Raw genomic sequence first — 22,231 nt, 5'->3', positions numbered from 1 at the left:
AAAGGGTCAGTTCCAGATGGTGGCGATGGCGATGTTGAGCAGCGCGAGTCCACCCACAGCGTGCGCCAGGCCCGGGCTGACCGCTTCGCCCTTCTTGTACTTCCGGCGTCCGATGAAGGCCAGGACACCGACGGCGAGGGCGATAACGAACTTGATGCCCAGCTTGGCGTAGTTCGCGTCCATGTCCAGGGCCGGGATGAGTCCCATCAGGGCGACGCCGGTGAGAAGCTGCAGCATGGCGCCGTCGAACTGGCGGGGGTGGACGGTGGGCTTCTTCATCTGGCCGATCCAGATGCCCACGATCATGGCTGCGCCGACGATATGCAGGAAAACCACAATGTTATAGACGATGTTCATGGGACCAGTGTAACCAGTTGTTCTACAGCCGGTAGTAGGAGCGCCTGCCTCGCGGCGCGGTGGCGCCTGGACGCTTAAACAACGACGGCGGCACGGGCCGTGCGGTGGTTTCCCACCGCTGCCCGCACCGCCGCCGTTCGTCGTTGCTTGTTACAGCCCCAGATCCGCTTCGAAGGCGCCTTTTTCAAGGCGTGCCTTCAGGGTCTGGAGGAAACGGCCTGCGTCCGCGCCGTCCACCAGGCGGTGGTCGTACGTCAGCGAGAGGTACATCATGGAGCGGATGGCGATCGAATCGTCACCGTTTTCGTCCGCAACCACAACGGCGCGCTTGACGATGGCGCCGGTGCCGAGGATGCCCACCTGCGGCTGGTTGATGATCGGGGTGTCGAACAGGGCGCCCACCGAGCCGATGTTGGTGATGCTGAACGTGCCGCCCGACAGCTCGTCCGGACCGATCTTGCCATCGCGGGTACGGGAGGCGACGTCAGCGATCTTGCCGGCCAGGCCGGCGAGGTTCAGGTTGCCGGCGTCGGAGATGACCGGAACCAGCAGGCCCTTGTCAGTGTCGACGGCGATCGCCAGGTGCTCGGCGTTGTGGTACGTGATTTCCTGCTTGTCCTCGTCGTACGCAGCGTTGAGCTTGGGGTGCTGCTTGAGGGCCTCGGCAACCGCCTTGGCGATGAACGGCAGGAAGGTGAGCTTCACGCCGTTCTGGGCCTGGAACGAGTTCTTGGCGCGGGCGCGGAGCTTGGCAACCTTGGTCATGTCCACTTCGTGGACCTGGGTCAGCTGGGTGGAGATCTCCAGCGATTCGCGCATGCGGCGGGCGATGACCTGGCGGATGCGCGGGGCCTTCTGGCTGGTGCCGCGCAGCGAGGAGACAGCGGCGTTGGATGCTGCTGGAGCGGATGCGGCAGGTGCTGCAGCCGGTGCCGCCGCGGGCGCAGCCTTGGCTTCGGCAGCGGCCATGACGTCCTGCTTGCGGATGCGGCCGCCGACGCCGGTGCCGGAGAGGGACGCAATGTCCACGCCGTGCTGGTTGGCCAGCTTGCGGACCAGGGGAGTCACGTAGCCGGACTCGGATCCACCGTTTGCCGGTGCCGCCTCGGCTGCTGCCGGTGCTGCTGCGGGAGCCGGAGCAGGTGCTGCTGCCGGTGCGGGCGCTGCCTGCGGTGCGGCTGCGGGTGCTTCGGCCTTCGGCGCCTCGGCCTTGGGAGCTTCCTGTGCAGGTGCCTCCGGGGCGGGGGCGGCCTTGGGTGCCTCGGCGGGTGCAGCGGCGGCGCCGGATCCGATGACGGCCAGGACGGAGCCAACCTCGGCGGTCTCGTCCTCGCTGACGCGGATTTCCTGGAGCGTACCGGCTACCGGCGACGGGATTTCGGTGTCCACCTTGTCGGTGGAAACTTCCAGCAGGGGCTCGTCAACCTCAACGGTGTCTCCCACGGCCTTGAGCCAACGCGTGACGGTGCCTTCGGTGACGCTCTCACCCAGGGCGGGGAGGGTGACCTCGTGGCCTTCGCCGCCGCCGGCCGCAGGGGCCTCCTGGGCGGGTGCTGCGGGGGCGGGAGCCTCTTCAGCCGGTGCTGCAGGGGCCTCCGGTGCCGCTGCTTCTTCAGCAGGGGCGGCGGCGGGAGCTTCTGCGGCCGGGGCGGCAGAGCCGTTGCCGGACCCGTCGCCGATGCGGACCAGGGGTGCGCCCACCTCGGCCGTCTCGTCTTCAGCGACCAGGATTTCCTCAATCACGCCAGCTACAGGAGAGGGGATTTCAGTGTCTACTTTGTCGGTGGAGACTTCGAGCAGCGGCTCGTCCACCTCTACCCGGTCACCTACCTGCTTGAGCCAGCGGGTGACGGTTCCTTCGGTGACGCTCTCACCGAGGGCGGGCAAGTTAACGGATTCAGACATAACGTCCCCGTTCTCCTTATTGATCTTTAGTGCGATTGAATGCTGCCTGTTGTGAGCCTGTGCACCCGGTTTTTGGTGCCGGGTGCACAGGCTCGATAGTGCTGGGGAAAACTAGCCGTGAAGCGGCTTGCCTGCGAGTGCCAGGTGGGCTTCGCCCAGGGACTCGTTCTGGGTGGGGTGGGCGTGCAGCAGCTGGGCCACATCCTCCGGGTAGGCTTCCCAGTTCACGATCAGCTGGGCTTCGCCCACCTGCTCGCCCATGCGGGCACCGATCATGTGGACGCCCACGACGGGGCCGTCCTTCTGGCGGACCAGCTTCACCAGGCCGGAGGTGCCGAGGATGGAGCTCTTGCCGTTGCCGGCGAGGTTGTATTCCTGGGTCTGCACCTGGTCGTCGCCGAACTTCTCCTTGGCGGCCTTTTCGGTGTAGCCCACGGTGGCGATCTCGGGCTCGGAGTAGGTGACCTTGGGGATGTTGATGTCCTCGACGATCACGGGCTTCAGGCCGGCGATTTCCTCGGCCACGAAGATGCCCTGCTGGTAGCCGCGGTGTGCAAGCTGGACGCCGGGGACGATGTCGCCCACTGCGTAGATGTTGCCAACACCGGTGTGCAGGCGCTCGTTAGTGATGACGAAGCCGCGGTCGATGGTGATGCCGGCTTCCTCGTAGCCCAGGTTGGCGGTGACGGGGCCACGGCCCACGGCGACCAGGAGGAGGTCCGCCTCGAACGTCTTGCCGTCCACCAGGGTGACCTTGACGCCGTCGTTGTTCTGCTCAACGCCCTGGAAGAAGACGCCGGTGGAGAACTTGATGCCGCGCTTCTTGAAGGCGCGCTCGAAGTTCTTGACGATGGTGGTGTCCTCGTTGGGAACCAGTGAGGGCAGGCCCTCCACGATGGTGACGTCCACGCCGAAGGACTTCCAGACCGATGCGAACTCGACGCCGATGACGCCGCCGCCCAGGATGATGGCGCTCTTGGGGATGTAGTCCATGGTCAGGGCCTGGTCAGAGGTGATGACCTTGCCGCCGATTTCCAGGCCCGGAAGGGTGCGGGAGTAGGAACCCGTGGCCAGGATGATGTTCTTGCCCTTGTAGGCGGTGCCGTTTACCACGACGGTGTCGGTGCCCTGGAGCTTGCCTTCACCCTCGATGACGGTGATGCCCTTGGACTTGATGAGTCCCTGCAGGCCCTTGTACTTGCCGGCGATGATGCCGTCCTTGTACGCGTTGACGGCGTTGATGTCGATGCTGTCCAGGGTGACGTTCACGCCGTACTTGGCGGAGTCACGGGCGTGGTCGGCCAGCTCCGCAGAGTGCAGGAGGGCCTTGGTGGGGATGCAGCCGTTGTGGAGGCAGGTGCCGCCCAGCTTTGCCTTCTCCACGAGGCCGACGGTGAGGCCAAGCTGTACGGCCCGCAGCGCGGCGGCGTATCCGCCGCTGCCGCCACCGAGTACCAGGATGTCGAATTCTTGCGCAGTTGCCTGATCGGCCACTTAAACGCTCCCTCGCGTGAACGATGACGCGATCCTGCGCATCATCTGGTCTTGGAACTTGCACTGCCGTGATTATGTCAGCAGGGCAACTCTCTTGCATTTGTGACTACCGTGGTTCACCTTAGCGAACCACTTATCCATGCTCCACCTTGGCACAGTGTTTGTGGAGCGCTTGTGTCGAGTGTCACGCGGCTTTGTGGCGGAGGGATCACCCCCGTGCCACAAAGCCGCGTGGCACGCCGGCCGGGCCCGCGTCAGGCGGCAGCGGCCAGGATGTCCTCCACGTAGGCCACCAGGGTGCGGACGGTGCAGCCGGTTCCCTGCTTGTGCGTGTAGCCGTAGGGGCTTCCGTTGTTAAAGGACGGCCCGGCGATGTCGATGTGCGCCCAGGGGATCTGGCCGCCGTCCTTGTCCTTGCCGACGAACTCCCGGAGGAAGACGGCGGCGGTCATCATGCCGCCGTGGCGTTCGCCGATGTTGGCCAGGTCCGCCACCTGGGAGTCCAGGCTTGGGCGCAGTTCTTCGGGGAGCGGCATCGGCCAGACGAGTTCACCTGCGCGGTCGGCCGCGGCCTTGAGGGCGGCCGTCACGGTGTCGGATCCCATGACGCCTGCGGTCCGGTTGCCGAGGGCGATCAGCTGCGCGCCGGTGAGCGTGGCGACGTCGATGATGGCGTCCGGGTACTCGCGGCTTGCCGCGACGATGCCGTCGGCCATCACCAGGCGGCCTTCGGCGTCTGTGTTCAGGACCTCAACGGTCTTGCCGCCAAACATGGTGAGGACATCGGCGGGCCGCGAGGCGGCGCCCGACGGCATGTTTTCGGCAATGCAGAGCCAGGCGGTCGCCTTGACCGGCAGGCCGAGGCCGGCCAGTGCAAGGACAGTGTTAAGGACGACGGCGGCGCCCGCCATGTCGCTCTTCATGTCGCCCATGCCGAGGGCCGGCTTGATCGAGATTCCGCCGGTATCGAACGTGATTCCCTTGCCGACCAGGGCGATTTTGGACGTCGCCCTGGCGGGGGAGTACTCAACCTTGACCAGGCGGGGCTGCCGGGCGGAGCCCTTGCCCACGCCCATGATGCCGCCGAAGCCCTCCTTTTCCAGCCGCTTCTCGTCCCAGACCGTCACCTTGACGGGCAGGCCCTTCGCCAGTTCCTTCGCCGCCTCGGCAAACGTTTCGGGGTAGAGGTGGCTGGGCGGCTGGTTGACCAGTGTCCGGGTGGCGTTGACGGCCTTGCCAATCAGGCCGGCCCGCTTCAGGGCTGCGGCGAGCTGCTGCTGTTCGGCCACGTCGGTGAAGATCACGGCGTTGCGGACCGGGTCCTTCAGCCCGTCCCTGGACGACCGGAACTCGGTGAACGAATAAGCGCCCAGGGCGGCGCCTTCGGCGACCGCGGCAACATCGGCGACGGACGCCGTCGGGAATGCCAGGGCGACGGTGGGGAGGCCGGCCAGCTGGCGGACGGCGGAACCTGCTGCCCGGCGGAGCGCCTCAGCAGCCAGCGGAGCGCCGGCGGCCACTTTGCCCACGCCGGCAAGGACCAGGATGCCCGCGCCGGTTTCGGGAAGGCCGGGCAGGCGCACCAGCTGGTCTGCTGCGCCGGTCACGCCCAGTGCTTTAAGGGAGTCGGTGAGGGCTTCGGCGGACTTGGCCGTCAGCGGGTTGTCCAGCAGGACCGGCCCGTCGGTTCCCTGCCCTACGCCGATGACCACTGCGTCGCTGGGGCTCTTCTTAAGGTCGCGGGAGAGGGTACTAAGGTTGATTTCAGTATTCTTGACCACAGGGATGAGTCCTCAATTCTCGAAAGATGGTACGGGCAGGGATGCATGTTAGGCGCTCTGCCATTGATGCCCGGATGCAGCCGTTCGGGACGCCATCCGAAGATATGCAGGCCCGTCCGGCAGGCCAGTTCCGATCGTAGTCCTTTGGCGCCCCGGCGGCAGAATCTTCTGAGATGTGCGCCACACCGGACGGCGGAATGCCGGGCTGCCTGCCTGCGTTGTAATTGATGTCCACCCGCACCTATGAAAGGAACATGCCGTGCTTGAACGGATCTCCGGCTCCCTGCTGGACCCTGATGCGCTCTATGCGAGCAACATTGAGCTGTTCCACAGCCCCGATCTCCGCGGGCTGAATCTGGTGATGGGCTTCACCGGATTCGCCGACGCCGGGCAGGTGGTGAAGCAGATCAATGCCGAGCTGCTGGACACTCTCGACGCCCAGCCCGTGGCCGTGTTCGACGCCGACCAGCTGATCGATTACCGGTCACGGCGGCCGCACCTCACCTTTGTCGAGGACCATCTGCAGGATTACCAGGAGCCCCGGCTGGCGCTGTACCGGCTGGTTGACGGCCTGGGCAACCCCTTCCTGCTGCTGGCAGGCTTCGAGCCGGACCTCCAGTGGGAGCGGTTCGCCCGTGCCGTGGTGGGTATCGTGGAGAAACTCGACGTCAACCTGGTCACCTGGATCCATTCCATTCCCATGCCGGTGCCGCACACCCGGCCCGTGGGCGTCACGGTGCACGGCAACAGGCCGGAACTGATCGAAGGAATCTCGGTGTGGAAGCCCACCGTCGAGGTCCCCGCCGCTGTTGGCCACATCCTGGAACTCCGCCTGGTGGAGGCCGGACGGAACGTTGCCGGCTACGTCATCCACGTCCCGCACTACCTTGCGGAAGCGGAATACCCCACTGCCGCCGTTGCCGGCCTGGAGTACCTGGGCGCTGCAACCTCGCTCATGCTGCCCACGGACCGGCTCCGGGAAGCGGGGCGGGAAGTCAGCCGCCAGATCGCCGAGCAGATCGACGCTTCCGAGGATGTCCAGCAGGTGGTGTCCCGGCTGGAGACCCGCTACGACGAAAAGGCCGACGGCATCGTCAGGCGTTCGCTCCTTGCCGACGAGAATGACGAGCTCCCCGACGGCGATGTCCTGGGTGCCGCCGTGGAGGCCTACCTGGCGCGGGAGAACCCCACGCAGTAAGCCTTTGCCGGAGGCGCCGCGCAGCTGCAGGGGCCCCGCGGCAGGCATGCGGGCATAATGAAGACGTGACTGCACCCCGCGCCTGGCTGATCTGGACCATCGGAATCTTCGGGTACCTGGTGGCCGTGTCGCAGCGCACGTCGTTTGGCGTGGTGGGTCTCGAGGCCACGGAGCGGTTCAACGCCAGCGCGTCGGCCATCTCGTTCTTTACGGTCCTGCAGCTCCTGGTCTACGCCGGGCTCCAGATTCCCGTGGGGCTCCTGGTGGACCGGTTCGGCTCACGTGCCATGATCGCCGGCGGCGCCGTCCTGATGGGGCTGGGCCAGCTTCAGCTGGCGTTCGCGGACAGCATTCCCGGCGGCATCCTGGGCCGGGTCCTGGTGGGTGCGGGGGACGCCATGACGTTCATCTCGGTGATCCGCCTGATTCCATTGTGGTTCGCGCCTGCCCGGGTGCCCCTGGTCACCCAGCTGACAGGCATGACCGGCCAGCTGGGCCAACTGGTGAGCGTCATCCCCTTTGCGTTCGTCCTCCATGCCGCCGGCTGGACTCCGGCGTTCCTGATGCTGGCGGGGATGTCGGCAGTGGCCGCCGTGCTGGTGGTGCTCCTCCTGAAGGACGTCCCGCCGGGCACCGAGCGTCCGCAGTCCCACCAGGGACTGAAAGCCACCGGAGTCTCCCTGGCCCGGGCCTGGCGCCAGCCGGGTACGCGGCTGGGCATGTGGAGCCACTTCACCATCCAGTTCAGCGGCACCGTTTTTGCCATGACCTGGGGCTATCCTTTCCTGATCTCCGGCCAGGGCCTGGACGCCGGGACGGTAGCGGCGCTGATGGGGCTGTATGTGGCGGCCGGCATGGCCGTGGGGCCCTTTATCGGGCGCTTTGTCTCGCGGCATCCGCTGCGTCGCTCCACCATGGTGCTGCTGATCGCCGGCGTCACGGCCGCGGCCTGGGCTGCCGTCCTGCTGACTCCCGGGCGGGCACCGCTGTGGCTGCTGGCGGGACTGGTGGTAGCGCTTGCCATCGGCGGGCCGGGTTCCATGATCGGCTTTGATTTCGCCCGGACTTTCAACCCGGCGCACCGCATCGGTACGGCCACCGGCATTGTGAACGTGGGCGGATTCATCGCTGCCCTCATTGCGATCTTCCTCATCGGGCTGGTGCTGGACGTGCTGTACGCCAGCGGATTCTCCAACGGGAACCTCTACGGGCTGGACCCGTTCCGCATCGCCCTGAGCGTCCAGTTCCTGCTGCTCGGTTCCGGTGCCGCAGCCCTGGTGGTGTGCCGGCGTAAGGTACGGCGCCAGATGGCCGCGCAGGGGGTTGTGGTGCCGCCCCTCCGCGCCGCACTTGCCCGGCAGCGCCGCGAAAACCTCGCCCGGCGGCGGCAGACGTCGCCGACGGACCGCGAAAGCGACTAGTCCTCCACCCCGGCCGGATCTTCACATAGCCAAAATTTGTGCGGACCGGTACGGCCGGGAGGGCGAATGCTGGAGCCATGACAGCTCCAGAGCAACTCAAAATTTCACGGCCGGAAGACATCCTCGGGTTCATTCCCCACTCGCTGGGCTACTGGCCGGACGCCAGCCTTGTTGCCATGACTCTGCACGGCAAGAGGCTTGGGGCCACGCTGCGGCTGGACCTGCCGGGTCCGGAGGTCCTGGCCTCACCTGCCAAGTACCTGCGGGCCGTCCGGCGCTACCTTGAGGCGGACAAAGACGCCGACGGTACGTTGCTGGCGGTCTTCACCAGCAACGGCGGTGCGGTGTCACCGTCCCGGTACGACAGTTTGCTCGCTGGCCTGGACTCCGTTCTCGAACGGGCCGGAATGCCCGTCCGGGAAGCGTGGTACGTCGGGAATGACTACTGGCGGGAAGCCTGGTGCATGGATGTTTCGTGCTGCCCGCTGCCGGGCCGGCCGGTGCAGGACATCCGGGACAGCGCGCTGAATGCCGAGATGGTCTACCGGGGCAGCAGCATCGGCCCGGCGCCGGAGCGGCGACCTGCAGCCGTCCGCCCTGTTCCCGGCCTGCACCAGGCCGCCGTCCTGGAGGCGCAGGCAGCATGGGCCCCGGAGCTGGATCTCCGCCGCAGAAGCAGGGCACAGTTCCGTGCCGTCCTTGACGTCTGGGATGCCCTGCTGGCCCGGCGGGATGGGGTGCCGTGGCTCCCCGAGGCGGAGCGCGACGGGTTTTTGCGTGCGTCCCTGATGTTTCCGGCGTGGCGGGACGCCATCCTGGTCATGACCGTTGCGGGGAAAGCTGCTGCCGAGGCCGGTGCAGACCAGTTCGGCATCCTCGATGACGCAGCCCAGCCGGACCCGGTGTCCCCTCCCGTGCAGTGGCCGGACCCGGATCCCGGGTCAACCCGCGGCATTCCGGCGGAGCGGAGTGCCTCCGGCCGCACCAGCGCCGGATATGCCGACGTGCTGATGGGCGTCGTACCCGCGGTGCCGGACTGGGCCCGCCTTGAGGCACTGGACCGGATCCTCGAACAGCTCGTTGTACTGGGCGGGCCGGCGGCGGCGGCGTCACTGACAATCCGCGGCTGGATCGCGTGGTGCCGCGGCCGGGGTTCTTACGCTGCCGCGTACTTGGCGGAGGCGCTGGAAACCGAACCGGGCTACCGGCTCGCCGAACTGCTGCTGGAGTTGGTGGGGCGCGGAGCAATCTGCGGGTGGGCAGCACGGAAGGACGCTGCCTGGCAGAAATTCGGCCCGGATAATGCTTCCGCCGGGACGGACCCCGGCGGTGGGAGGTAGGCCTCTGTTGCACCCGGCTGCGGGCAGGGCGTGTCCTTAACCGTGCCTGAAGGGCGGGAGGTCCGATTCGGCGAAAACATGAGACAATGGATGCCGAGACCCGGTTGGGTCCGTGTATCGAGTGCTTGTGGTTGAGCCCTTCGGGGAACAATACGGCCGCTCCGGCAGTTGTCTTAACAGACTCTGCCGGCCGTGGTGGCGCTTGGTTTCCACCACGGACTTGACAGGGTCATAGTGGTGTTGCCCGTATGGCGATTCCACAGACCACCGCTAGAAAGGTTTTCTGTGACCCCGTCTTCCACGAAGAAGGACCCCGCCGCCCAGGACGACTTGTCCGCAGACGAGAAGCAGGCTGCGACCAACGCCAAGCGGGCAGCTACGCGGGCAGCCAACAAGGCTTCCGCCGGTGACGGTGCGGCTGACGGCAAGCCCGGGCCGAAGAAGCGCGGCCCCAAGCCTGGTGCCAAGGCAGCTGCCGAGGCCGCCAACAAGGCCTCCGGTGACGTTGACGCCGACGAAGCAGACGACGTCGAGGAGGACCTCGACGACATCATCCTCGAAGGACCCGACGTGGTTGACGACGCCGAGGCTGATCCCGCCAAGGCTGTCGCCGGCAGCGGCAAGGGCTTCGTCTACTCCGACGCCGACGACGATGACGCCCCGGTGCAGCAGGTCATGTCCGCCGGCGCCACGGCCGACCCCGTCAAGGACTACCTGAAGCAGATCGGAAAGGTCGCACTGCTCAACGCCGAGCAGGAAGTGGACCTTGCGCTCCGGATCGAAGCCGGCCTGTTTGCCGAAGAGAAGATCGCCGCTGACGACGGCTCCATGGACCCGAAGTACAAGCGCGAGCTTGAATTCATCATCCATGACGGAAAGCGCGCCAAGAACCACCTGCTGGAGGCCAACCTCCGCCTGGTGGTCTCGCTGGCAAAGCGCTACACCGGCCGCGGCATGCTGTTCCTGGACCTCATCCAGGAAGGCAACCTGGGCCTGATCCGCGCTGTGGAGAAGTTCGACTACACCAAGGGCTTCAAGTTCTCCACCTACGCCACCTGGTGGATCCGCCAGGCAATCACCCGTGCCATGGCCGACCAGGCGCGCACCATCCGTATCCCGGTGCACATGGTTGAAGTCATCAACAAGCTGGCCCGTGTCCAGCGCCAGATGCTTCAGGACCTCGGCCGCGAACCCACGCCCGAAGAGCTGGCGCTGGAACTGGACATGACCCCCGAAAAGGTTGTTGAGGTCCAGAAGTACGGCCGCGAACCCATCTCGCTCCACACGCCGCTGGGCGAGGACGGCGACTCCGAGTTCGGCGACCTGATCGAGGACTCCGAGGCCGTGGTTCCGGCAGACGCCGTGAGCTTCACGCTGCTCCAGGAGCAGCTGCACTCGGTCCTGGACACCCTGTCCGAACGTGAGGCCGGCGTCGTGGCCATGCGCTTCGGCCTGACCGATGGCCAGCCGAAGACTTTAGACGAAATCGGCAAGGTCTACGGCGTCACGCGTGAGCGCATCCGCCAGATCGAATCGAAGACCATGTCCAAGCTCCGCCACCCCTCACGGTCGCAGGTGCTGCGGGACTACCTGGACTAAATCGGGTCCAAGCAACGCGGGGTCATTCGCGCCCTGTCATCCACGGATGACGGCGCGAATCACCCCGCGTTGCTGCGTTAAGGGGCCACCGGCTGGACAGGCAGGGGTTAAACGAAGGATGGGATCCCTCCGAGTGGAGGAATCCCATCCTTGTGTTGGTCCTGGTGCACCTAGTCGATTTCGACGGCAGCCTTTTCGTGAAGCTTGCCCGTCTCATCGTGCCAGTCGGAGCTCATCGGCTTGAGCGTCGCCTCGACTGCACGCGCATGGTGGCCGCAGAACAGCAGCTCACCGCCGGAGGACTCGAGTACAACCCGCACATATGCCTGAGCTCCGCAACGATCGCACCGGTCGAGTGCATTGAGTGTGCGGTCTGCCACTGCTGTTGTCATGTCGGCCTCCTTAGTAGATCAGTACATCTATATAACCAGTATTCGTAACAAAACCATCGCAAGGATGGGGCAAGTTCGCTGTGCGCGTATCCGCAAGGTTGGGTCAAGTTTTTCCCGGAGGGCCGCCGGAAAGCACGAGTGGCGGGGTCCACACTGGCCGCCAGGTGTGGCAGGCGGCTGTCCGCGCCGGGGCCGACTACCCTAGAGGGAGCGCTTTCGGCGCCTGTTTCATCCGTCCCTGAAGGAGTTCAACACCAGTGGCACCAAGTTCTGATTACACTGCCCGGCACCTGTCTGTGCTGGAGGGCCTTGAAGCCGTCCGCAAGCGCCCGGGCATGTACATCGGTTCCACCGATTCCCGAGGCCTCATGCACTGCCTCTGGGAAATCATCGACAACTCAGTGGACGAAGCACTGGCCGGGTTCGGCCACGACATCAAGATCATCCTCCACGCGGACAACTCCGTGGAAATCCACGACGACGGCCGCGGCATCCCGATCGACAAGGAACCGAAGACCGGGCTCACCGGCGTTGAGGTGGTCTTCACCAAGCTTCACGCGGGCGGCAAGTTCGGCGGTGGCTCCTATACCGCCTCCGGCGGCCTGCACGGCGTCGGCGCTTCCGTGGTCAACGCCCTGTCCGCCCGCCTTGACGTGGAGGTGGACCGCGGGGGGAAGACCTACAAGATGTCCTTCCGCCGCGGCGAGCCCGGGCGCTTCCAGGACACGGGCTCCCGGACCGATCCTGCTGCACCCTTCACCCCATTCGTGGACGACTCCGTCCTCGACGTCGTGGGAAAGGCCAAGCGCGGCGTCACCGGTACCCGCATCCGCTATTGGGCCGACCGCCAAATCTTCACCCCGGACGCGAAGTTCTCCTATGAAGAACTCGCAGCCCGCGCCCGGCAGACCTCCTTCCTGGTCCCCGGCCTCAAGCTCACCGTCCGGGACGAGCGCAGGATCGCCGGCACGCCCGGCGAGGCCGGCCCGCACGAAGAGGTGTTCCACCACGACGGCGGCATCTCGGAGTTCGTCGACTTCCTGGCCGCCGACCCCGCCGTCACCGACGTGTGGCGGCTGCACGGCTCAGGGAAGTTCAAGGAGACCGTCCCCGTGCTGGACGAGCGCGGCCACAGCCAGCTTGCCGAAGTGGAGCGTGACTGCGAGGTGGACGTGGCACTGCGCTGGGGCATCGGCTATGAGAGCACGGTCCGCAGTTTCGTCAACATCATCTCCACCCCCAAGGGCGGAACCCACCAGTCGGGTTTCGAGCAGGCCCTGGTGAAGACCTTCCGCAAAGCCGTGGAGACCAACGCCCGCAAGCTCAAGGCCGGCAACGACAAAATCGAAAAGGACGACATCTTCGCCGGCCTCACGGCGGTCCTGACCGTCCGCCTCGCGGAGCCCCAGTTCGAGGGCCAGACCAAGGAGATCCTGGGCACCTCCGCTGTGCGGGCCATTGTGGCCAGGGTGGTGGAGCGCGAAATCTCGGCAAAGCTCACCTCCTCCAACAAGAACGACAAGTCACAGTCCGCGCTGCTGCTCGAGAAGATCGTCAACGAGATGAAGTCGCGCATCTCGGCACGCGTGCACAAGGAAACGCAGCGGCGCAAGAACGCGCTGGAAACGTCGTCAATGCCCACCAAGCTGGCTGACTGCCGTACGGACGACGTCGACCGTTCCGAACTCTTCATCGTGGAAGGCGATTCGGCGCTGGGAACCGCCAAACTCGCCAGGTCCTCCGACTTCCAGGCGCTGCTGCCCATCCGCGGCAAGATTCTGAACGTCCAGAAAGCCTCGGTGGGGGACATGCTGTCCAACGCGGAGTGCGCTGCACTCATCCAGGTGGTGGGCGCCGGCTCGGGCCGCAGCTTCGACATCAGCGCCGCCCGCTACGGCAAAGTCATCCTGATGACCGACGCCGACGTGGACGGCGCGCACATCCGTACGCTCCTGCTGACCCTCTTCTTCCGGTACATGCGGCCGATGATCGACGAAGGCCGGGTTTTTGCCGCGGTGCCTCCGCTGCACCGCGTGGAAGTGATCAACGCGGGCCAGAAGGCCAATGAGATGATCTACACCTACTCCGAGGCCGAGCTGCACGTGCTGCTGGCACGGCTGGCCAAGGAGGGCAAGCGGTACAAGGAGCCCATCCAGCGCTATAAGGGGCTGGGGGAGATGGACGCCGAACAGCTGGCCGAGACCACCATGGACCCGCGGCACCGCACGCTCCGCAAGGTGGGCATCGAAAACGCCAAGCAGGCGGAGGAGATTTTCGACCTGCTGATGGGCTCGGACGTGTCGCCGCGCAAAGACTTCATTATCGCCGGCGCCGCCAGCCTCGACCGGGAGCGCATCGACGCCTAAGGGCAGGACGTACGACGGCGGGAGGTTCAGCCCAGCAGGCCGGGAACCACCAGCAGGGCCGTGGGCAGCGCCAGCAGCAGGATGCAGCCGGCCAGGACCAGGTTGCGCACGGCGCCCGGGAGCTGCGGCTGCGGCGACAGCAGGCGGCTGACGCGGGAAGCCGTGGTGCGGGCCGAGTCGGAGCCGCCCATCCCGGCCTCAAGCCCGGACAGGGCGAGGCCGGAGGTGGCCGGTTGGAGCTCGGGGCTGCCGGCGGCCGGGGCGGACCCGCTGGCCACAATGGCGATCGCCTTGATGAGGGTGGCTTTGCTCTCGGTCTTGAGCGCGACGTCGTCCGCCAGCATTTCGATCAGCGAGTTGACGGATTCCTGGGCCAGCCGGGTGGTGGGAAGCCACGGCAGCGCCTGCCGCCACGCCGCGAAGGCCCACAGGAGCAGGTGGTGCCGCTGGCTGAGGTGGGCGTTCTCGTGGATCAGGACGGCGCGCAGTTCCGCCGGTTCAAGGGCCGCCATCAGGCCGTCCGATAAGACCGTCACCGAGCGGGCTCCGCCGGGCAGGCAGTAGGCGACGGGGGAGTCGTGGCTGATCACCAGGGTTGCGGCGTCCTGCCCTGACGGCGATGCCAGCAGGGCCAGCAGCTCGCGGTGGCGCCGCCGCTGGCGTTCAATCTTGTAATAGGTCAGCAGCAGGGTGAAGACAAGGTGCGCGGTGAGCAGCGCTGCTGCAGACAACGCGAAGATATGCCAGAACCCCAGGGCCGTGGTGGGGGCGTTGAACAGCACCATGCCCGCCAGCGCGCGCAGGCCTGCGATCAGGTTGTCCCCGATGGGTTCCAGGCCGTACACCAGCATGGCGCCGATCATGGACAGCCCGCCGGCGAGGGCGATGGCCTGCCACAGGAGCATGGCGGTAAACGGCGAGCGCGCGGGCCACTGGGCGCGCGAGAGGAGGATGGGCACTGGCCACGCCAGTATTATCGCCAGGACCGCCAGCAGGTATGAGGCCCAGAACATGGTTTGCTAGAGGTGGCCAAGCAGTTTGCGCAGCGTTTCGGCTTCACCTTCGGAGACCGATCCAATGAAGCGCGCCAGGACGGCTTCACGGTCCGGTGCTGACCCCAGGACTTCATGCATGAGCTCAGCCGTGTGTTCCTCGCGGCTGGACACGGCCTGGTAGCGGTGCGGCCGCATGCCGCGTTCGCGCTCCACGAGCCCCTTCTTTTCCAGCCGGGACAGCACCGTGAGGACGGTGGTGACGGCGAGTTCCTTGCCTTCGTGGCCGGCTGCTCCGCCCTGTCCTGCTGACGTCTGCGCGAGCCGGTCCCGCAAGGTGTTCGCGGTGGCCGCTTCCTGGCCCGCCCAGAGCAGGTCCATCACTGCCCGTTCCAGTTCACCAAGACTAGCCATTGCACTTTTCCTTTGTTTCCCCGCACCGTGCGCCTGGCGGCGTCGGTGACTTCACGCGAATTCAACTACGGAATCAAATTTACCCCGAATCCGCCGTACTTTCTACGTTGGGTAGAACATGGGGCGCGCCGCACCCCCTGCCGGCCTACTGCAAGGGAAAGGTCGGTTTACACCGTCACGGCAGTTGTTCTACACTTTGTAGAAGTTGAAGTTCTACGAAACGTAGAAAACTGCGTTGGCTAACAGTAGGGAATGCCTTGGACGCCTTGGAAATCGCACGCTGGCAATTCGGTATCACCACCGTCTACCACTTCATGATGGTGCCGCTGACCATAGGCCTTGGCCTGGTGGTGGCCCTCATCCAGACAGCCTGGCACCGCACGGGCAAGCCCGAGTACCTCCGCATGACCAAGTTCTGGGGAAAGCTGTTCCTCATCAACTTCATCATGGGCGTGGCCACCGGCATCGTCCAGGAATTCCAGTTCGGCATGGCCTGGAGCGAATACAGCCGCTTCGTCGGTGATGTCTTCGGCGCTCCGCTGGCCCTTGAAGCCCTCCTGGCGTTCTTCGTGGAGTCCACCTTCCTGGGCCTGTGGATCTTCGGCTGGAAGCAGCTCAAACCCGGCATCCACCTCGCGTGCCTGTGGGTGGCGGTCATCGGCTCGGTCTTCTCTGCCTACTTCATCATCGTGGCCAACAGCTGGATGCAGCACCCCGTGGGCGTCGAAATGGTGGACGGCAGGCCCGTCATGACGGACGCCTGGGCGGTCTTCACGAACAACACCGCGCTGGTTGCCGTGCCGCACACCCTGTTCGGTGCGCTGGCCGTGGCAGGCGGCTTCCTGCTGGGCATCGCCTGGTACCACCTCTGGCGCAGGCGCCGCGACGGCGTGGACACCCTGGGTGCGGACGGCAAGGTGATACCGGGCGAGTCCGCAACCATTCCCGGCCGTGACAAGGCAGACCACACCGTCTGGATCCGGTCCCTGCGGATCGGTGCCGTGGTGGCCATGATCTCCTTCGCCGGCACCGCCCTCACCGGCGACCTCCAGGGCAAGCTGATGTTCGAGCAGCAGCCCATGAAGATGGCAGCGGCGGAAGCAGCCTGCCATGACGGCACCGGCTTCTCCGTCCTCAGCATCGGCAACCTGGGATCGCAGAACTGCGATGACATCGTGGCCCTGATTGAAGTCCCCGGCATCCTCTCCTACCTGGCCAAGGGCGACTTCACCACCGAGGTCAAGGGCGTCAACACCCTGCTGCCCGAGTACCAGGAAAAGTACGGGACCAACCTGCCGGACAACCCCATTTACGGCGAACGCGCCGGCCAGGAAATCGACTACCTGCCCGTCATGGAGGTCACCTACTGGGGCTTCCGCATGATGATCGGTTTCGGCGGGCTCGCCGCCCTTGCCGCCCTCGTGGCGCTGTGGCTTACCCGGAGCGGCACCGTTCCCCGGTCGCCGTGGCTCATGCGCCTGGCCGTCCTGGGCATCATGGCCCCGTTCGGTGCCAACGCCGCCGGCTGGATCTTCACCGAGATGGGCCGCCAGCCGTTCGTGGTGGCACCCAACCCGGACCCCAACGGCATCGACCAGGTGTTCATGTTCACCGCAGCCGCCGTCTCCCCGGGGGTCTCGGCCGGGGAACTGCTGGCATCGCTTATCACCCTGACCGCGGTGTACGCCGTCCTGCTGGTGGTGGAGGTGAAGCTGCTGGTGAAGTACATCCGCGGCGGTGTGGTCTCGGCGATGCCCGAACTCGCCCACGTCCCCGCGGACGAAAACGAGGACGCCACCCCCGGACCGGGAGGACAGGGCGGCGGAAAGCCCGCCGACGACGTCCTCGCCTTCGCCTACTGACCCGCGCACCGGAAGAGCAAGAGGAAACGAAGAATGGAACTGCTGCCAACCATCTGGTTCATCGCCATTGCGGTGCTGTGGACCGGGTACCTCTTCCTTGAGGGCTTCGACCTGGGCGTCGGAATGCTGATGAAGACCTTTGCCCGCAACAACACCGAACGCCGCGTGCTGCTGAACACCATCGGTCCCGTCTGGGACGGCAACGAAGTGTGGCTCCTCACGGCCGGCGGCGCCACGTTCGCTGCCTTCCCGCTTTGGTACGCCTCGTTGTTCTCCGCGCTCTACCTGCCCCTGCTGGTGGTCCTGGTTGCCCTGATCTTCCGTGCCGTGGCCTTCGAGTACCGCGGCAAGGTGGACACAGACCGCTGGCGCGCCCGCTGGGACTGGGCCATCGCCCTGGGATCGTTCTTCGCAGCCTTTGGCATTGGCGCTGCCCTTGCCCTCACCACCACCGGCCTGCCCCTGAATGCCAACGGCGACCGCGAGGGCGGGCCCCTGGCCTGGTTCAGCGGCTACGCAGTGCTGGGTGGGCTCGCCGTCGTGGGCTTCTCGCTGGTCCACGCCCTGGCCTTCCTGGCACTGAAGACCGACGGCGACATCCGGCACCGCGCCCGCCAATGGTTCGTCCGGCTGCTTCCGGTCCTGCTGCTGCCCATCGCCGCCTGGGCGCTCAGCATCCAGTTCATGGAGGGCAAGCCATGGACCTGGGCCGCGGTGGTGCTCGCCGTTGCCGCGGCAGCGGCTGCCTGGGCACAGGCCCGCACCGGCGCCGAAGGCAAAGCGTTCCTGGCGCTGGGCGCCTTCCTGGTGCTCGGCACGGTGTCCATCTTCGGAGCGGTCTACCCCGTGGTGCTGCCGTCCACCCTGGACGGGGCCTTTGACCTCACCATTTCAAACGCTTCCTCCTCGGACTACACTCTGGGCCTTATGAGCATCGTCGCCGCGTTCGGCCTGCCCCTGGTGATCGCCTACCAGGCGTGGACCTACTGGGTGTTCCGCCGTAGGGTGAGCGCCGACTCCATACCGGAAGCCCACAGCTTCCTGCCCGCAGTCGCCGCCAAGGCGTTCACCACAAAGGGCTGACGTGCGGCCAACGTTCCCCTCCGGTCCGGCAACCCGTTCCGCCCTGTACTGGCTCGGCCTGATGGCGGCGCTCAAGGCGCTGTCGCTGGTCCTCATCGGCCAGGCCGTGGCCTCCGTTTTGGCGGGGCTGGCCGGCGGGGAGCCGGACTTGACCGCAGACGTCCTGGCCGGACACATCGTGCCGGGACTGGCCGGCGTCGTCCTCCGGTCGCTCGCCGTCTGGGGGCAGGCCGTCGCCGCCCGCCGGGCTGCCCTGGGCATCAAGGAGGAGCTGCGCTCGGGGCTCCTGGAACGCGCCCTGCGGAACGGCGCCAGGGGAACCGGCCCGGCCGACGGCGGCCTGGCGGTGCTGGCCACCCGGGGCCTGGACGCCCTGGACAGCTACTACACCCAGTTCCTGCCCGCCCTGGTGAACTGCGCCACCATCCCGCTGCTGCTGGGCGCACGGATCCTTTTCGCCGACTGGGTCAGCGCCGTGGTGATCGTCCTGACCGTGCCGCTGGTGCCGCTGTTCATGGTGCTGATCGGCCGGTACACCGAGGACAAGGTGCGCGAGGCACAGGCCTCGCTGGCCCGGCTGTCCGCGCACATGCTGGAACTCGCGAAGGGCCTGCCGGTGCTGGTAGGGCTGGGCCGCGCCACCGCCCAGCGCAAGGCACTGGAAGAGATTTCCGAGGAATACCGCTCCCGCACCATGGGCACCCTCCGCACGGCGTTCATGTCCGCCCTGGCACTGGAACTGATCGCCACCATTTCCGTCGCCGTGGTGGCAGTGTTCATCGGCGTGCGGCTGGTGCACGGCGACATGCCGCTCGAAGCCGGGCTCCTGGCGCTCATCCTCGCCCCGGACTGCTACCTTCCCCTGCGCGAGCTCGGCACCGCCCACCACGCCAGCGACGACGGCCGGGTGGCCCTTGCCGAGGTGACGGCGGTGACCGGCGCGCCCGAACCGCGGCCGCTCGCTGCCGTCCCCGCAGGCCGGCCCGGCGCCCCCATCACTGTCACCGGACTCACGGTCAGCTACAGCGGAAGGTCCCGGGCCGCCGTCGGCCCCCTCAGCTTCGACGCGCCGCAAAGCAGGATCACCGCCCTTGACGGACCCAGCGGAGCGGGAAAGAGCACCGTCCTGGGCGTCCTGGCCGGCACCATCGGGGACGGTGGCGGAACCACCATCACCGGCTCCGTCAAGGGCCTGGACCGCGGCGCCGTTGCGTGGGTGCCGCAGCACCCGGTGATGGTGGCGGAAACGGTCCTCGACGAGGTGGTGCTCTACCTCTCGGCGAATGCCCGCAACTCCCGCGACCGTGCCCGCACGGAGGCCGCTGCCCGGTCCTGCCTTGTGAAGGCCGCTGCCGGGCACCTGGCCGGCAAACACCCGGCCGAGCTGAGCCCCGGCGAGCTGCGCCGGGTGGCCCTCGCCCGGGGGCTCGCCAGGATCGAAGCCGGGGCAAACGTCCTCCTGCTTGATGAGCCCACCGCGCACCTGGACGATGTCTCGGCGATGCTGGTGGAAGACGCCATCCGCAGGCTGCGCGGACAGGTCACGGTGATCCTGGTGGCGCACAGCGAACGCACCCGGAACCTCGCCGACCACCTGGTGCCGGTTTCGCCCGCTGACACGGGCGCCGGCCGCGACCCCGGCACGGACAGGCCTGTGCACGCTGCAGCCCTGCCGGTCCCTGCCGCTCCCGCCCCAGCAGCGCAAGCTGGCGGCGCCGTCCCCGGGACCACCGCTGCTGTTGCAGACGCGGGCGCGGCCGCCGGCGGGGCTTCACAAGCCCGGACTGACCGCCCGGTCCGGCTCCTGGCGGCACTCCTGGCACCCGTGCAGCGCAAGTTCGCCGCAGCGGCCCTCGTGGGCACCCTGGCCGCGGTCTTCGCCGTCGCCCTGTCCGGCCTGTCCGGCTGGCTCATCATCCGTGCCAGCGAACAGCCGCCCATCCTGTACCTGCTGACCGCCATTGTGGGCGTACGCTTCTTTGGCATCGGACGCGCCGTGCTCCGGTATTGGGAACGGCTCCTGCTCCATGACGCCGTCTTCGCCGCCCTTACCCGGCTCCGCGGCCGGCTCTGGGAGTCGCTGAGCCGCCGCGCCCTTGCGCTGCGCCGCCTGCTCCAGGGCGGCAACGTGCTGGGAACGGTGATTGACGACGTCGACACCGTCCGCGACCTCCTGCCCCGCGTGGTCCTGCCGCCCGTCACCGCCGTGGCCGTGTCGGTGCTCGCCGTGGTCACCACGTGGCAGCTGGTGCCGCCTGCGCTGCCCGCCGCCGTTGGCGCCGGCATCGCAAGCCTGGTGCTGGCACCGGCCGCTGCGCTCTGGGGCGACCGGAAATCCGCTACCGCGGAGCAGGTGCTGCGTTCGGGCGTCCTGCGCCAGGTCTCGGCAGCGCTTGACGCGCGCGCCGAACTCCATGCCAACGGTGTGGCGCCCCTGGTCCTTGGCAGGCTGCAGGCCAGGGACCGAAGCGCCACCCGGGCCTCCCAGCGCTCTGCCTGGGCGGACGGGCTGGGCCACGCCATCACCACCGCCTGCTGCGGCGCCGCGGCGCTCGCCGCCGCCTGGCTGGCAGCCCCGGCAGTGCTGGACGGCCGGATTGCCCCGGCCACCGCAGCAGTGGTGGTCCTGCTGCTCCTCGCGCTCGTGGAACCCTACGCAGCCATGACGACGGCGGTGCGCCAGTATCCGGCGCTGCGGACAGTCCTCCGGCGGGTAGGGGGGTCCGGCGCACTGGACGCGGCCGGCACCGCCGGAGACAAGGCCGACGGACTGCAGCCGGTACCCGCGCGCAGCAGCAACCGGCCCGGCGTCGAACTGGAAAGCCTGGCGGCGGCCTGGCCCGGCGGCGCACCCGTGTTCACCGGCCTGGACGCCGTGGCGGAGCCGGGGCGCTGGCTGGCCGTCACGGGGCCGTCCGGTTCCGGCAAATCGACGCTGCTCTCGGTCCTGCTCGGTTTCCTGCCCGCCGCCGCCGGACAGGCGCGGGTCACCGGGCAGGCAGCCTGGTGCCCCCAGGAGGCGCACCTTTTCGACTCGACCATCCGCGGCAACCTTCTGCTGGGCAGCCCCGCCGGAAGCGGCAACGGCCCCAGTGCCGGAACCCGCGGGGACGCGGACATGGAAGCCGTCATCGCTGCCGTGGGGCTCACCGGCCTGATGGAGCGGCTGCCCGACGGCCTGGACACCCGGATCGGCCCCGGCGGAGCCTTCCTCAGCGGTGGGGAGCGCCAGCGCCTGGCCGTCGCCCGCACGCTGATGACGGGGGCGGAGGTCATCCTGCTGGACGAGCCCACAGCGCATCTGGACGCAGAATCAGCCCGGGCCATGCTGGCCGACCTGCGGACCGGGCTGAGCCACCGCACCGTGGTGCTGGTGACGCACAACCCGGCGGACATTGATCCGGAGGATGCCCGGCTGGTCCTGGCCGGTGCGGAACCGAAGGATGAGATGGCCGGGAAAGGCCTGGTGGCCTCCCGGGCGGGGACAACCGTGCGGGACGCTTAGCCGTCCACGTCGTGGAGGTGGTGGACGACGTCGTGCAGGAAGTACTGGGCGAGCGTCAGGACAGTGAACCTGGAGCCGTTGCTGCGCAGCCCCGTGCGTTCCCACTCCGCCTCGCGGACGCCGGCGAAGGACTCCGCCGCCTGCTTCCCCTCAGCCGTGAGCTCGGCGCTGACAACCGCGGGGTCGGCGCTGCCGTAGTCCTTGTCGATGGCCGTCTGGTCCTGGTCCCAGTTCTCGAACCGGGCGTCGTCTGAATCCAGCATCAGGTTGAGCCGCTGGTCGAAGAGGCTGAAGACATCGCGCACATGGCAGGCATACTCCAGCGCTGACCACGTCTGGTCGTCCGGGCGTTCCGCCACATCCGGCCGGCGGAGCACAGCCCGCCACCGGGGAAGCATGTTCTCGATGCTCCCCGGGACGGTGGACGGGGTGACGGTGGAGGCGTCGAACGAGCATTCCGGGCAGGGGCGGGTCAGGACCCAGGTCCAGTCCTTCTCATCAGGAACGATAGGCATGGAAGCA

The 22,231-nt window shown here is 67.2% G+C and carries 16 protein-coding genes; 8 read left to right on the top strand and 8 right to left on the bottom strand.

What is annotated here, in order from left to right:
• Positions 1-6: 6 nt before the first annotated feature.
• The 4 genes from B5520_RS11180 to B5520_RS11165 all read right to left on the bottom strand — a co-directional run bounded on the left by B5520_RS11180 (position 7) and on the right by B5520_RS11165 (position 5,537).
• On the bottom strand, positions 7-357 hold the full coding sequence (locus B5520_RS11180; RefSeq protein ID WP_079597136.1) for an envelope stress response protein PspG: 351 nt from the start codon (positions 355-357) through the stop codon (positions 7-9).
• Positions 358-507: 150 nt separating this feature from the next.
• Entirely contained in the window at positions 508-2,262 is a 1,755-nt protein-coding gene (gene sucB, locus B5520_RS11175) for a 2-oxoglutarate dehydrogenase, E2 component, dihydrolipoamide succinyltransferase (protein ID WP_079597135.1), read from the bottom strand.
• Positions 2,263-2,373: 111 nt separating this feature from the next.
• Entirely contained in the window at positions 2,374-3,756 is a 1,383-nt protein-coding gene (lpdA, locus tag B5520_RS11170) for a dihydrolipoyl dehydrogenase (protein WP_079597134.1), read from the bottom strand.
• Positions 3,757-4,010: 254 nt separating this feature from the next.
• On the bottom strand, positions 4,011-5,537 hold the full coding sequence (locus B5520_RS11165) for a leucyl aminopeptidase (protein WP_079597133.1): 1,527 nt from the start codon (positions 5,535-5,537) through the stop codon (positions 4,011-4,013).
• Positions 5,538-5,796: 259 nt separating this feature from the next.
• On the opposite strand from B5520_RS11165, the gene B5520_RS11160 reads away from it, so the two are divergent.
• The 4 genes from B5520_RS11160 (at position 5,797) to B5520_RS11145 (ending at position 11,095) form a co-directional block, all read left to right on the top strand.
• Entirely contained in the window at positions 5,797-6,735 is a 939-nt protein-coding gene (locus B5520_RS11160) for a proteasome assembly chaperone family protein (RefSeq protein ID WP_079597132.1), read from the top strand.
• A gap of 65 nt (positions 6,736-6,800) precedes the next feature.
• Positions 6,801-8,156, top strand: coding sequence for an MFS transporter (locus tag B5520_RS11155; RefSeq protein ID WP_079597131.1), 1,356 nt, complete (start codon positions 6,801-6,803; stop codon positions 8,154-8,156).
• Between the two features lie 77 nt (positions 8,157-8,233).
• Positions 8,234-9,496 (top strand): DUF4192 domain-containing protein, encoded by a 1,263-nt coding sequence (locus B5520_RS11150; protein ID WP_079597130.1) that lies wholly within the window; start codon positions 8,234-8,236, stop codon positions 9,494-9,496.
• A 285-nt stretch (positions 9,497-9,781) separates the two neighbouring features.
• Entirely contained in the window at positions 9,782-11,095 is a 1,314-nt protein-coding gene (locus tag B5520_RS11145) for an RNA polymerase sigma factor (protein WP_079597129.1), read from the top strand.
• 170 nt (positions 11,096-11,265) lie between these two features.
• Here the strand turns inward: B5520_RS11145 and B5520_RS11140 are convergent, their stop codons facing one another.
• Entirely contained in the window at positions 11,266-11,487 is a 222-nt protein-coding gene (locus B5520_RS11140) for a DUF7455 domain-containing protein (protein WP_079597128.1), read from the bottom strand.
• 257 nt (positions 11,488-11,744) lie between these two features.
• Here B5520_RS11140 and B5520_RS11135 point away from each other — a divergent pair, with 257 nt between their 5' ends.
• The gene (locus B5520_RS11135; protein WP_079597127.1) at positions 11,745-13,853 is read left to right on the top strand and encodes a DNA gyrase/topoisomerase IV subunit B; all 2,109 of its coding nucleotides are present in this window, start codon (positions 11,745-11,747) and stop codon (positions 13,851-13,853) included.
• Positions 13,854-13,879: 26 nt separating this feature from the next.
• Here B5520_RS11135 and B5520_RS11130 read toward each other — a convergent pair whose 3' ends face one another.
• Positions 13,880-14,866, bottom strand: coding sequence for a M56 family metallopeptidase (locus B5520_RS11130; RefSeq protein WP_079597126.1), 987 nt, complete (start codon positions 14,864-14,866; stop codon positions 13,880-13,882).
• Positions 14,867-14,872: 6 nt separating this feature from the next.
• A complete protein-coding gene (locus tag B5520_RS11125; protein WP_079597125.1) occupies positions 14,873-15,259 on the bottom strand; it encodes a BlaI/MecI/CopY family transcriptional regulator in 387 nt (128 codons plus the stop codon).
• Positions 15,260-15,516: 257 nt separating this feature from the next.
• Here B5520_RS11125 and B5520_RS11120 point away from each other — a divergent pair, with 257 nt between their 5' ends.
• The 3 genes from B5520_RS11120 to cydD are packed head-to-tail and all read left to right on the top strand — an operon-like array spanning position 15,517 to position 21,709.
• On the top strand, positions 15,517-17,121 hold the full coding sequence (locus B5520_RS11120) for a cytochrome ubiquinol oxidase subunit I (RefSeq protein ID WP_079597124.1): 1,605 nt from the start codon (positions 15,517-15,519) through the stop codon (positions 17,119-17,121).
• Positions 17,122-17,154: 33 nt separating this feature from the next.
• Positions 17,155-18,204 carry a cytochrome d ubiquinol oxidase subunit II gene (gene cydB, locus B5520_RS11115; protein WP_079597123.1) on the top strand — a complete coding sequence of 350 codons (1,050 nt, stop codon included), beginning with the start codon at positions 17,155-17,157 and terminating at the stop codon, positions 18,202-18,204.
• A gap of 1 nt (position 18,205) precedes the next feature.
• Positions 18,206-21,709: a thiol reductant ABC exporter subunit CydD gene (gene cydD, locus B5520_RS11110; protein ID WP_079597122.1), complete on the top strand. Its 3,504-nt coding sequence runs from the start codon at positions 18,206-18,208 to the stop codon at positions 21,707-21,709.
• Here cydD and B5520_RS11105 read toward each other — a convergent pair.
• Positions 21,706-22,224, bottom strand: coding sequence for a DinB family protein (locus B5520_RS11105; RefSeq protein WP_079597121.1), 519 nt, complete (start codon positions 22,222-22,224; stop codon positions 21,706-21,708). The genes cydD and B5520_RS11105 overlap by 4 nt on opposite strands.
• Positions 22,225-22,231 lie beyond the last annotated feature (7 nt).

This window comes from Arthrobacter sp. P2b, assembly GCF_900168295.1.
In the GTDB taxonomy this organism is placed as follows: Bacteria; Actinomycetota; Actinomycetes; order Actinomycetales; family Micrococcaceae; genus Arthrobacter.
This window is presented reverse-complemented; position numbering and strand designations above follow the sequence as displayed.